Origin of the sequence: Rheinheimera sp. 1928-s, from assembly GCF_029269265.1 — a bacterium.
Lineage (GTDB): Bacteria > Pseudomonadota > Gammaproteobacteria > Enterobacterales > Alteromonadaceae > Pararheinheimera.
On the sequence record NZ_JARIXP010000009.1, the window covers coordinates 63,379 to 76,275 of the forward strand.

The following is a 12,897-nucleotide window of genomic DNA, read 5'->3' on the forward strand; positions in this document are numbered from 1 at the left end:
CTCAGAATATAAGAGCTAACATAATGACTTATAATCATTTTTTAGTCACCAGCGATGTTGTACTTAAAAATTGGCTTTAAGTTTTACGGCCGTGAACTTAGACATGATACCGTTTTTGTGTTCCCAGCCATGTTATAACTTGGTGTCATCGAAAGTTGGTAGATCTACATCTCTTAGATATGAAAACTTTGGGTTGTAGTTGTATGCATTTTTGATGTCGAGGGCGACTCCATCCGCACTATCGTAGAGGTTACCACCGGTAATATTCATCAGCTCCAACCGCGCAAACACATCTGATGTGGCTGATTGGTTTATAAAAACTTTCGTAAGGATTGGCTTTCCTGAAACCGTTTTTTCGCCATCAAAAAATGGCGTCTCAGATCTGTTTTTAATATAATCCTCAAGATCTTTAAGACCCATAAGGCGATACCAAAGTGTGTCGTAAATTAGGCAGCCAAGCTGGCGTTGCATCCGTTTGTTTGAGGCTCCGGGATATGGGATGAATTGAAGAGTATTTGCAGGAAATCCTTTCTCTAGATATCCCTGCTTGGGCGATTGAAAATTACGGAATGCACGATAGAATGCATCGCTATCAGTCTTTGGGTCATGTAGTTCTTTTGCTCTTGCCTCTGCAAGTTGGTTGACGTTGAGTGCATAAACCACTGAATACGGTTTTCTTTTTTTCGTTGATACGCGGACGCCATTGAAAGCAAAAAACAATGCAACATATGGTGAGTAGGAAAAATCTAGACATGGCGTCGGAACACCGTGATGACGCCCGTGTTCCAGCGCTTCAAATCTATTGGTATGGTCAAAGGATTTAATTCCTAGTTTTTCTAATCCGACCTTGTATGCCATAAGCGTTTCGTCGATATCAGTATTCCAAGGTTCATGCAAAATGCTTCTATGCCGTTGCCACGTATTTATCAAGCGATATTCAGTCTTCTCATGGCCACGAAACACTATGGTGTCATTCGATTCATGGGCTAAGGATTCGAGAAAAGCAATAGCGCCTTTAGCGTTTTGGAATCTCTTGGTGACTATGCTCATTGGGTCGGCCTAGAAAGTATAACGATTAGCTAAGGGACCTGCTCTAGACGGTCCCAGTGAACGGAGTGGGCGGATTGTTGTATTCATAGTACCCCATTGTAAGAAATAGGGCTTTTGTCAATTCCTATATCTATGCGCACGGCATTGAGCATTGCAAGCGCATTTTCTCTAACTTCTGTCCACTCATATTCCACATTACCATGAACTACCAATAGCAAGTTGTCTATCAGTCTGTCTTGGGCGTCCATGACATCCTGTGGTGCGATCATAGCCAGATAGCCATATATTCGTATACGCTGCTCATTAAATTCATCGAAGCGAGCACCAGCCTCATTAGGTTGTAACCTACCAGACTCATGTGAATCTAGTGCAGCTAAGATTCTTGCAATTACATCAATTACTGCTCGGTAAGTATGTAATTTGTCATTCTGAAACCGAAGTGTTGTTTCTTTTACAATATCAAGTTCACGCTTTGTTTTTTCAAGCTCAGATGCCAGTTGATGCTTTTCGTTTTCTAGAATTCGCTGCGCCCATAATTTTCCTAACCAAGTGGAAAGGGCGAAAACAAGCACGCCACCTGCACCAATTGATGCAATCATCGCCGCTATGATTTTGAATGCGTCTTCCCAGTTCATTCTGATTCTCTTCTATTGAATATAAAACTGCCATAACTCGCACGAGCTTGCGAGCGTCGGGCGATTAGGAGTAAAGTCAATGTAGTGGAACATTGAGTTTAATACTCTTCTTAAATTTCAGTTCCTACTAAGAACCTTGTCGCATGCTTCTAAAAACTTTGCATAGGATGCCAGTAAATTTCCTTTAGCTTCAGCAAATTCTTCGCTATTTTCGTGCTTCATATCGCGATTGAAATACCAACCAGCATCATGAAATACTAGACGCAAAGCCTCATGTAATTCGGGGTGTCTCCTGAAACGCCCCATTGCATTCGGAAGGTAATGTTGCATTTGATAAAATTTTTCTTTCTCACCCTCAGTCCTACAACGGAAAAAAACCAGATCATCAACAAGTACGCCTACTTTTTCTTCAAGGTCAAAGACTCTTTCCAACTCTTTTTCCCAGATTTTGTTATCTCGCTGATTTCTTGAGCTGATAATTACATTGGCTACAGAGGCAATTGCCGCGATTCCTGCAGCTACTAATACAAAAAAATCTTTTGTTTCCATTTAGCACATATCTCTTTTCGAAATACAATAATCTGTTTTCAAAAGCAGCCAGCTCTCAAGTCGGAAATTTTTCTGCCTCTTTTAATGATTTTACCCGTATCAAATTAGCGCTGATGTAACTCTATTTCAATTGGTTTTTCCTGAAATCACTAAATTTATGATCGACAAACAGATACAGGGAATACGTGAGTTGCCACTAAATAAACTCAAGCGCGAAAACTGAAGATTTAATCAGTGGTTATGTAGAGTTTTCGATAGCAGAAGCGGCTTAATTTTCTACAGATTCAATATGATGGAGCAAGCGCAATATAGACAAAAGGGGCAGAGCCAAAGCTCTGACCCTGCGGGCTTACAAAGTCACTGGCTTACCATGCTGGCTGGCGGATAACTTGATGGCGTCCCATAACTGGGCCATACGCAGGCCTTGTTGTACGTCGGATGGGTTTTCTATTTCGCCGTTGCGGGTTTGCATAAATACATTCATCAGGTTGTTGGCGGCTTCCTGATCTTTACGTACCACATTCCCTTGCGCATCTTCAATTTCCATCCAGCGGCCCCAGGCGCAAATGCGTACTATGGCTTGTGGGAAAAAGCATTCGATACGGGATACACAGCGGATGCTGCGGCCACAGGCGTGCAGGTTAAACAGAGTGCCGTCATTTAATTCGCCTGAAACGCTGGTCACCACATCCACAGGAAAACCGTGGTTATGCATAATGGCGCTGATGCGGGAGAAGGGTTTGCTGGTGATTTTTGATACGGTATTCATCATATGAGCGCCGGTATCAAACATAAAACCGCCGCCGGAAATTTCTGGTACTTGCTTCCAGTGGCCTTTGTATTTGTCGGCCCAGTCTTCCCAAATGGCGGCGTTAATACTGACCAAAGCGCCGTACTTTTGGCTGGCAATGGCGTCTTTCAGCTCTTGTACTAGGGGTGATAAACCACCCTGATAAGCCACCACCAGAGTTTTGCCGGATTTTTGTTGTGCTGCAGCTAAAGCTTCGGCTTCTGCCACGCTGGTCACCATAGGTTTTTCCAGCAGCACATCCAGCCCTAATTCCAGCGCCAATAAGGCCTGTTCGGCGTGATTAGCATGCGGGGTACAGATATAAACAGCATCCAGTTGGTGGTGCTGCTCCTTTAGCAAAGTTTGCCAGCTATCAAAACAGAGTGGGGCAGTTTTACCGGCCTGTGCAGCAATACTGCAGACGTTGTCCATGGCCTTGCCATTCGGGTCCATCACGGCAAGCAACTGAATATCAGAACGCACTATCCAGGTTTGAATGTATTGAGTGGCTTTGGTGCCACAGCCGATAATTGCTAATTTCAGTTCCACGTTATTCTCCACCCACTACTGCTGATAGGAAAGCTATTGCAGGCTGCGTCAAGCGCCGTGCAACGCAATGTTGTTCTCTATTGGTGTCTGTTCTTGTTGATACAGCTCTGCATGACTTTTTGCACCATTCTGTACCGCACTGCCCCATTAAATTGCATATTGACACCGGTGTCAATATGCGTATTATCAATTGCGACAGGGTAAAAAATAGCCGTATCGGCAGAACCTCCATGGGGATGTCAGATAGCAAGGCACAGGCACTAAAAGTGCGATCAAAAATATAAAAAGAGCTGGAAATGAGCTGGACAAAATACACGCTGGTGTCGCTGCCTATCGCAGCGGCGGCGGTCGTTGCTGCAATGTGGTGGAGCGGGGAGTTGCCATCAGATTTAGACCCACAGCAAACACGACCCACATTAGTCATCGCAGAACACAGGACAGCGCGCCTGCAGGCTTTGTATCAAATGCAGCCCAAGCTGGAAGCAGAGCTTGGGGTACGCTTAAAAATTGTCGAATATCCGGCACCGCCACAAGATTACTTCACCAAGCTGGTGACAGAATTACGCGCCGGTAATGCACCAGATGTATTTACCGTGCCACGAGATTTACAAGTGGACGACCTGGCTGCTGCAGGTTATCTGGCCAATCTAACGGCTGATGTCGAAGCCTGGTCGGGTTATCAGCAACTGCCTGCTTTAGTCAAAACCTTAACCCGCGCCAGTTTTGACGAGCAGGTGTATGTGGTGCCTTCCATTGTGGCTGTGGAGCAACTCTATTACCGCCATGATTTGTTAACTGCCGCTGGCATCAGTACGGAACAGCCAAAAGACTGGCAGGATTTACTCAACCGCAGCCGTCAGATTAAGCAGCAGATGGGCCAGTTTCCGCTGATGATCCCCGCAGGTTTAACCTGGGGTATGGGCTCTTATACCGAAGGTTTTCGTTATTTACTCGCCAGCTTTCAGGATTATCAGCTGTTAAGTGCTGGCAATCAGTATCAGTTGAATGACGATGCAGTGCGTCAGGCTTTTGGTTTTTATCAGACGCTGATGCAGGAACAACTGACGCCTATCAATCCGCTGCTGAACCCTGAACCCTGGGTGATCCCCAAATACGAAATGTTTCCCAAAGGTGAGTTATTGATCACCACCTGCGGCAGCTGGTGCAAAGTGTTCGACTGGGGCCCTGATAGCCGTAATCCTATTGCTAATGTCGATACCTCAGTACAAACCTGGAAATTTCCAAGTGCAGATGGTGGTGAGCCTTTTGCGTTGGCTTCAGTGGTCTATGCCTGGGCGGTCAACGCTAAATCACGGCAGCAACAGCTGGCCCGTCAGTTAGTTCTGGCTTTAGGAGAAGTGGATGTAGCGCTGGCTTATGCGGTGAAGCTGGGCAATGTGCCAGCGCGGCTGGATGCGAAAGAACATGCTGATTTTATCGCCTTAGGCAGCTTAATGCAGGACCATGCGCTTTTGACTGAAACCCGCGCGCTACGCACCACTGTAGGCTCGAACGCCATGATGGCTGGTGTAGCTCAGGCATCTGAAGCTGTACTGACAGGCCGCGCCAATGCGGTGCAGGCACAGCAGCAACTGCATGACTATGTGGTGAATGTGCTGGGCGTTGAGATGGTAGAGCAACAACTTGCCAAAACGCTGCCTCTGGCTTTGCCTGCTGACGTGGAGAAAGATTGATGTTTAATATGACGTACGAAGCCAGAAGGCAGTTCGGTTATCGCATTATGATGACACCGGCTTTGTTGCTGATGGCAGCTTTTATTGTATTTCCGGCTTTTTATGCCTTCTCGCTGAGCTTAACTGACGACGCCTTATTGGGCTTTGCGGCGCAGGAATCTTCTTTTGTTGGTTTACGTAATTTCAGCCGCTTGTTTGGTGATCCACTGTTTTGGAACTCACTTAAAGTGACGCTGATTTTTGTTATTGGTTCTGCAGTGATTGGTCAGTTTGTGTTGGGTTTTGCTTCGGCCTTAATGCTGCAGCGGCCAGTGAAATACAAATCCATTTTTAACGCCATTATTTGTCTGCCAAATGCAGTGCCKGAAATGGTGGTTGGCTTTTTATGGATCTCCATGTTTGCCAGTGGTGAATATGGCACGCTAAACCGGCTGGTGGCCTGGTTTGGTGTCGAGCCACAGCAGTGGTTGTACACCTTTCCGTTAATGTCGATCATTATCGTCAACACCTGGCGGGGTATAGCTTTTGCGATGATCTTACTGACTTCAGGCCTGGCCTCTATTCCTAAAGATATTTACGAAGCGGCCCGGGTGGATGGCGCTACAGATACACAAATTTTCTGGCGTATCACAGTGCCTATGATGATGCCGACCATCTTTCTTTATATGTTTATTTCTACTGTCACCACCTTCGCTATTTTTGGTCTGGTCTACACCTTAAGCCGTGGTGGCCCGGCCAACAGCACAGAAATTTTAGGTATTTACATTTACAATCAGTCGTTTACAGCATTTCAGCTGGGCTATGGTGCAGCAGTGGCTGTGATTAGTCTGGTGGTTTCTATGGTGCTGGGAATTATCTATGTGAAAGCACTGAAGGTGGAGGTCTGAGATGGTGACTTTAGTCAGACCGGCCAATGAGGAAACCATCATGACGCATTATTCTTCGCAGCGCCGCGCCTATCTCACGCTTGTGCTTATTTCTTTGTTTTGCCTGATGCCATTTTTCTGGGTAGTGCTGGCGGCTTTTGATCCCAAAGCCAGTCAGTTTTTACAAATTCCTGATGGTATTACCGTCAATCATTTCTGGAACTTATTGGCCAATGAAAGTGGCGTGCGTTGGGTATTAAACTCTGTAGGTATTGTTGGCACTGCCACTTTTCTGACCTTAATTTTGGCCGGTTTTGGCGGTTATGCTTTATCGCGCACTCAAGCCTGGTGGAAACGGCCTTTGTTGTACGCCATTATTCTGGTGCGGATAGTGCCGCCGCCAGCTTTGATCGTCCCTGTATACAAAGTGATGCTGTTTTTAAACGACTGGATTAATGGCGTGATCAACAGCCTGACCTCTGATGTAGCACAGCAAATGCTGCTGAGCCGGATGTTTTCTTTTGTCGATGGCTACCTTGGCCTGATTTTGATCCAAACCGCTATGCAGCTACCGCTGGCGATTTGGATTATGAAAACCTTTTTTGACGCTATTCCAAAAGACTATGAAGAAGCTGCCGCGCTGGATGGCGCCAGTCAGTGGCAAACCGTGCGTCATGTGTTAATACCGCTGGCTTTGCCTGGTTTTGCTGCCGCTGGTTTATTTGCTTTTATTAACGCCTGGGGTGATTTTTTAATGCCACTAATGTTCACCTCATCACCTGAGTTACAAACCTTGCCACTGGGCATGTTCCGCGCTTTCTTGCGTGTCGACGCCATTGATTATGGTTTCTTAACGGCACTGGCTGTGATTTACACCTTGCCCGCCGTCATTGCATTTGCCTTCGCCCGAAAGTTTCTGACCCAGACTTTCTCCGGCGGCGTGAAAGGATAAGAGGATTTTGTTATGTCACAGATTGAACTGATTAATATTAAAAAGAATTACATGGGCACAGAAGTGGTGAAGGGTATAGATGTCACCATTAATGAAGGCGAATTTGCTGTGATCGTTGGCCCTTCCGGCTGCGGTAAATCCACCTTGCTTCGCATGATTGCAGGTTTGGAAGATATCAGCAGTGGTGAGTTGAAAATTGGCGGCAAGCTGATGAATAACGTCTCACCTGATCAACGTGAAATTGCCATGGTGTTTCAGTCTTATGCTTTGTATCCACATATGACGGTGGCAGAAAACATTGGTTTTGCCTTGGCATTGAAAAAAACGGATAAAGCGGAAATCAATCGCAGGGTGTTAGAAGCCGCCAAAATGTTGGAGCTGGAACATTTACTGGAGCGTAAACCTGCGGCTTTATCCGGTGGGCAGCGCCAACGTGTGGCTATAGGCCGCGCCATAGTAAAACGTCCAAAAGTGATTTTATTTGATGAGCCGCTGTCGAATCTGGACGCTAAATTGCGGGTGCAGATGCGTACCGAGCTGATGAGACTACACCGTGAATTTGGTTCCACTATCGTCTATGTTACCCACGATCAGGTCGAAGCCATGACGATGGCGCAAAAAATCATAGTACTGAACAACGGCCATGTCGCTCAGATGGGCAAGCCTATGGACTTGTACCGTGACCCGGAAAATACCTTTGTTGCACAGTTTATTGGCGTGCCAAAAATGAATCTGCTGCGCGGCAATTTACAGGCCGATGTTTTCACCCTGCAGTCCGGCCAGAAGTTACAGCTCGATTGTGGTTACAGCGATGGTGTTAATTTGCAGCTGGGAGTCCGGCCTGAACATCTGAAGCTGGAACTGCTGGCGCAAGGTAGTGGCAGTGAAAACAATAGTGAACACAGCTGGACTGTGGATGTGGTAGAGCGCCTTGGCGTAGAAAGTTTTATCCACTTGTGTAATGCCGCGCGTGACGTGTTGGTGCTGCGCCTTGAAGGTGACTGTGATTTACAAGTGGATAGCAAAGTGGCGGTGCGCTTTGATTGCAGCCACTGTTATCTGTTTAACGACGCTGGTGTGCGCTTGTTACCAAATTCCGCCGCTATGCATCTGGCCGGCTGATCTTTTCTCTGGATGACCCTTTGGCCAGATAGCTTGTTGGGTACTCTGGCCTTTTTTATTCGCCGCCATCCATGGCGCTCACCCTTTGGGCCAACGCTTCGCATTGTTAAAAATCGTTCCGGACGATTTTTTATTTTCGGCCCTAAACCACCTACTTCAGTAGGTGGTTATCATCCAAAAGGCTTTGCCTGAAACTCTGTTTGTATTTTTCTTATGAGCTATACCAAGCTGGGATTAGGCATCAAGTTCTTTGGCACAGACTAAATAAAAAAGTAACGGACGCTGCAGTTGCTCAGTTACTCGACAAAGGGCCCCTTTTAGGGGCTTAACACAAAGCCACCTTCTTCAGAAGGTGGATTCTTTACTCGCCGCTATCCATGGCGCTTACCCCTTGGGCCATCGTCGCTGCGCTCCAATGTTAAAAATTGCTCCTGGCAATTTTTTTATTTTCGGCCCTAAACCACCTACTTCAGTAGGTGGTTATCATCCAAAAGGCTTTGCCTGAAACTCTGTTTGTATTTTTCTTACGAGCTATACCAAGCTGGGATTAGACATCGAATTCTTTGGCGTAGACTAAGTAAAAAAGTAACGGACGCTGAAGTTGCTAAGTTACTCGACAAAAGGCCCCTTTTAGGGGCTTAACACAAAGCCACCTTCTTCAGAAGGTGGATTCTTTACTCTTAGATCAGTTGGCGAATGGTACCCATGGAGACAAATAACCGCATTGGCTGGTCGGTCAGGGCAGTAAATAACCCCATGTGCTGATAAAAGCTTAGTGCAGAGTCATCAAGCACATCCAGTATTACTCCCAGTGCGGGTAAACCACGCTCTGCAAGCTCAAAGGCTGAACGTAATGCTTGCACCAGAGTTTTGGCTCCAAGTTGCTGTCCCTGATGATGCACTGATACCGCCAGTCGAGCCAATAACACCACTGGAACCGGATAAGCCGGAAGTGACTTGGTTTGAGCTGGTAATAACTCACGGACAACCGTGCTGCCGGCTAAAGTAAAGTATGCAGCAACTGGTGCTTTTCCTTGTTCTGTTTGATCTGTCAGCACCCAAGTTCGGCTCAGGCCTAAACCACTATTGCGTATCGCGTAGCGGCTCAGATAATCATTAAGGCTGGCTTTACCACAATCAAAGCCTTTAAGGTCGTGTAAAGCCGCATCGGCTAACACAAATGTGGTTGCCAGTGGCAATCAGAATCCCTCTTGATCCAGTCGTGCTGCGGCTGCTTTTAAACGCTCATCCGGAGCTGGGGCTGCAGCAGATAGCTGCATAAACAGATCAAATTGTGCAGAGGTAAGTTCAATAGCAGCCTGAGCCTGTAAGATTTGAGGTGCATTGTCGCGAATGAGTCGAACCATAAATTCGGTTAAAGATGCACAACCTAATGCCGCGGCAGCACGTTCGGCCAGCAACTTAGTTTCCGCGTCCACGCGCATTTCAATCCGCTCCCGAAGTAGCGACGCCATAGTCTTCACCTTTGTTTAAAAAAACACCTGTTTAGTATAGGCCTGTACGGCATATTGCCGCAAGTAATGAATAAGTTGAACTGATGTCGGGCGGCTTTGCTTTCGAAGCATTGCTTATCTTTGTTGCAGTTGCTGCCATTGTTGTAAAAGCCCAGGCAATAACCTCATATCATTAAATTCTGTCACTAAAGCTGATGGACTAGTTTCGCCGTGAATAGTGTAAAACAGCGTGTGCATGCCAGCGGCGAGGCCTGCCAATACGCCGGGCATGCTATCTTCTATCACTACACACTGCTCTGGTGTTGCACCCAGAGCTGCAGCGGCGTGCAGATATAATGCCGGGTCCGGTTTAAAACGTTGAATATCGTAAGCACTGAAAACTTTTGATCCTGAAACCGGGTCGTTAAAAAATTCAGCGAGCTCACAAAGCTCCAGTGCCTGTTGCACTTTAAAGCGGGGGCCATTGCTGACCACAGCCATAGGCCAGCCTTGCTGCTGACAAAATTGCAGTGCTGGCTTGATACCGGCCACGGCTTTGAGTTCGGCCTGAAACAATTGCTGTACCAAAGCGCGGTAACGCGGCTCGGTGTTTTTGTTTAAGCGAACCCCATGTAGTTTTGCCAGTGTGTCGAATATATCCGACAGCTGGCCACCCCGGTAATCCCGTATCAGATCTGGTACCGAAAGCGTCACATCATACTCGGCAAAAATCTGAGCTAAGGCCTGATTACACAAGCCTTCGCTGTCGACTAAGGTGCCATCGCTGTCAAATAAAAGACAGAGGTTCACAGCCTTCATTGCGTCAGGCTTTTATTTGGTTGATCAGACATCTGCAGCACCAGCTCACCACCTTTAATAATTTCGCTATGGTACAAAAAGCTGCGTTGCAGAGTTTTACCATTTAAGCGAATTTCGCTGATATAAGGCCGGTTTTTGCCGTTATTCAGTGTTTTAATCTTAAWCTCTTTGCCTGGATAAAATGCCGGATCGAGTTGAATACGTACCTCATCAAATAGCGGGCTGCCGAGCTGATAAATGGGGTCGGCTTCGACACCACCTGATAGCTGAAACAGGCCTATCTTCATCAACACAGATAAACTGCCCATCAGGCCCTGATCTTCATCGCCGTTGTAGCCACGGTCTGGCGATAAATCGCTGTACACAGTATCGACAATTTGTCTGGACCAATACTGAGTAAGCCATGGCGCTCCGGCCGTGCTGAAAATAAAGGCGGTTTGCATGCTGGGCTGGTTACCATAGTTAATAGGGCTGCGGCGGTATTCTTCATGGGTTTCCTGTGCATGGGCAGTGCCTGCGGTAAAACCTTGTTTTTGCGCCGTTTTAAAGTCCTTGTCTAATCTGGTAATTAGCTTCTCTTTACCACCCATCAGCTCTGTCAGGCCCTTGATATCGTGAGGTACAAACCAGGTGGCTTGAGCCGGGTTAGCTTCAACAAAACCATTTTCATACTCGTGCGGGTCAAAAGGTGTTTGCCAACTGCCATCGATAGTACGGGGCCTCATATAACCGGTTTGGCTATCGAACTGGTTACGGTAGTTTTGCGCTCTTTTGCTGTAAAGTTTCGCATCTTCAGCCTGGCCTAAAGCAGTCGCCAGTTGTGCCAGTGCATGATCCTGAAAGGCATATTCCAGCGTTTGGCCAGAACCTCGTCTGTGGCTGCCATAGTTACTTTCATTTGCTGGCAGAGGGTAGGGAATGTAACCACGATTGAGGTAATACTGCATACCACCGCCTGTGCTGCTGTAATGCTCGTAACCAGCGCGTGCCATCACACCTTCGATGCTGTGGTTGTGTTTCATCGCGTTGTAAGCGGCCTTAATATCAAAATCCTGTTGATTTTTGTACAAGCCTTTTTGATAGTTCGAGACTAAAAATGGCGTCGTGGGTGCGCCTGTCATCACCAGCGTATCCTGCCCACCGGAAGGGCCACGCGGAATAAAACCACCGTCTTTGGCGTACTGCAGCAGGCTGTTGCCCATATCGGCAGCAATTTGCGGATAAGCCAGCGGCCACAAGGTAGCTATGGTCCACTGCGCGCCCCAGAATGAATCTGAATTATGATGGTTAAATTTGGCTTTACCCGTTGCATCCAGCGGTAACTGCCTGACTACAGCTGCAGTGCCGGATAAGTCGGTGTATTGGCCATTGACGTCAGAGATAGCGCGACGGCCTTGTAGTGAATGCCACAAATCTGTGTAAAAGCGGCGTTGCTGCTGCTCTGTGCCGCCGCTGATATCGATGCGGCTTAAGGCGTTATTCCATTCCTGCTTTGCCTCTTGTTTTACTTTGGCAAAATCCCAGTGAGGCAGTTCGGTGTCGGCATTGAGTTTGGCGTTGTCGACTGACACATAAGAAATACCGACTTTCATCAGTGTAGGCTTGCTACTGCCTGCCAGAGTGACCACCAAACCTGCATCATCGCCATCAACTCCACTGACATTATGAAACAGCATGTTGCCACGCCAGGCATCCAGCTGTTTCACGTTTTGGTTAAAGCGGGCATAAAAATACACTTTCACCGGCTTGGTGCGCCGCTCTGTGCCCTGATTGGTGATATAACCTGCGACTGCATCTTTGCCTTGCAACTTCGCTTGCGCATGGCCAAGACGAGAAGGTCCCATTATGCCGCCTAACTGAAACAGCACCTGCTGTTGTTGGTTGGCAGCATAGCTGTACTGATGAAAACCTACTCTGGAGGTGGAGGTTAAGGCCACTTCTATCTGATAACGGTCCAGCTTTAGCTGATGAAAACCAGGTTGAACTATTTCGCCAGTATGGGAAAAGTCCGAATAGTAATCGGTTTTTAATTGTTCCAGCTTTTGGCCGGAAGACAGTGGCATGACAGATAAACCGGCCAGCTGCCACTCATGAATATGGTTAAAGCCTTTGATTTGTTTGGAGTGATAACGGTAGCCGCTGCCCCATTCGCCTTCAAGATCGGTATCCGGAAACAGGCTGACCATTCCAAAAGGCCGTGCGGCTGAGCTGAAGAAAAACCAGCGGCTGTTGGCGCTATCAAGGTAGGGATAAACCAAATCGACAGGCTGGCTGCTTGCAGCTTCAGTGACTGACACCAGACCACAGCAGAGCATGAGTGTAAGCAGGGCTGAGCGAAACTTTGTAGTTTTAAGCTTTGGGCTAAAACAATGCTTAGGTTGAATGGCCAGAGGCTGGAGTGAAAAGAGGGTTGTCAT

General features: G+C 47.2%; 12 protein-coding genes. 4 read left to right on the forward strand and 8 right to left on the reverse strand.

The features are described from left to right. Positions 1-132: 132 nt before the first annotated feature. From P3C17_RS18700 to P3C17_RS18715, 4 genes are all read right to left on the reverse strand, one after another. Entirely contained in the window at positions 133-1,050 is a 918-nt protein-coding gene (locus tag P3C17_RS18700) for an FRG domain-containing protein (RefSeq protein ID WP_300930838.1), read from the reverse strand. A gap of 83 nt (positions 1,051-1,133) precedes the next feature. Then, on the reverse strand, positions 1,134-1,685 hold the full coding sequence (locus P3C17_RS18705; protein ID WP_300930839.1) for a hypothetical protein: 552 nt from the start codon (positions 1,683-1,685) through the stop codon (positions 1,134-1,136). Between the two features lie 117 nt (positions 1,686-1,802). Further along, entirely contained in the window at positions 1,803-2,234 is a 432-nt protein-coding gene (locus P3C17_RS18710; RefSeq protein WP_300930840.1) for a hypothetical protein, read from the reverse strand. 349 nt (positions 2,235-2,583) lie between these two features. After that, entirely contained in the window at positions 2,584-3,573 is a 990-nt protein-coding gene (locus P3C17_RS18715) for a Gfo/Idh/MocA family oxidoreductase (protein WP_300930841.1), read from the reverse strand. A 296-nt stretch (positions 3,574-3,869) separates the two neighbouring features. Between P3C17_RS18715 and P3C17_RS18720 the strand changes: the two genes are divergently transcribed. The 4 genes from P3C17_RS18720 to ugpC are packed head-to-tail and all read left to right on the forward strand — an operon-like array spanning position 3,870 to position 8,207. Next, positions 3,870-5,267 carry an extracellular solute-binding protein gene (locus P3C17_RS18720; protein ID WP_300930842.1) on the forward strand — a complete coding sequence of 466 codons (1,398 nt, stop codon included), beginning with the start codon at positions 3,870-3,872 and terminating at the stop codon, positions 5,265-5,267. Beyond that, complete coding sequence (locus P3C17_RS18725; protein ID WP_300930843.1) at positions 5,267-6,154, forward strand: sugar ABC transporter permease; 888 nt, start codon at positions 5,267-5,269, stop codon at positions 6,152-6,154. Before P3C17_RS18720 ends, P3C17_RS18725 begins: the two co-directional genes overlap by 1 nt. A 40-nt stretch (positions 6,155-6,194) precedes the next feature. Next, entirely contained in the window at positions 6,195-7,085 is an 891-nt protein-coding gene (locus P3C17_RS18730; RefSeq protein WP_300930844.1) for a carbohydrate ABC transporter permease, read from the forward strand. Between the two features lie 12 nt (positions 7,086-7,097). After that, the gene (gene ugpC / locus P3C17_RS18735) at positions 7,098-8,207 is read left to right on the forward strand and encodes a sn-glycerol-3-phosphate ABC transporter ATP-binding protein UgpC (RefSeq protein WP_300930845.1); all 1,110 of its coding nucleotides are present in this window, start codon (positions 7,098-7,100) and stop codon (positions 8,205-8,207) included. A gap of 680 nt (positions 8,208-8,887) precedes the next feature. Here ugpC and P3C17_RS18740 read toward each other — a convergent pair. From P3C17_RS18740 to P3C17_RS18755, 4 genes are all read right to left on the reverse strand, one after another. Further along, positions 8,888-9,406, reverse strand: coding sequence for a GNAT family N-acetyltransferase (locus P3C17_RS18740; protein ID WP_300930846.1), 519 nt, complete (start codon positions 9,404-9,406; stop codon positions 8,888-8,890). Then, complete coding sequence (locus P3C17_RS18745; protein ID WP_300930847.1) at positions 9,407-9,682, reverse strand: DUF1778 domain-containing protein; 276 nt, start codon at positions 9,680-9,682, stop codon at positions 9,407-9,409. Between the two features lie 114 nt (positions 9,683-9,796). After that, positions 9,797-10,471, reverse strand: coding sequence for an HAD-IA family hydrolase (locus tag P3C17_RS18750; protein ID WP_300930848.1), 675 nt, complete (start codon positions 10,469-10,471; stop codon positions 9,797-9,799). Between the two features lie 5 nt (positions 10,472-10,476). Continuing rightward, the gene (locus P3C17_RS18755) at positions 10,477-12,897 is read right to left on the reverse strand and encodes a GH92 family glycosyl hydrolase (RefSeq protein WP_346015679.1); all 2,421 of its coding nucleotides are present in this window, start codon (positions 12,895-12,897) and stop codon (positions 10,477-10,479) included.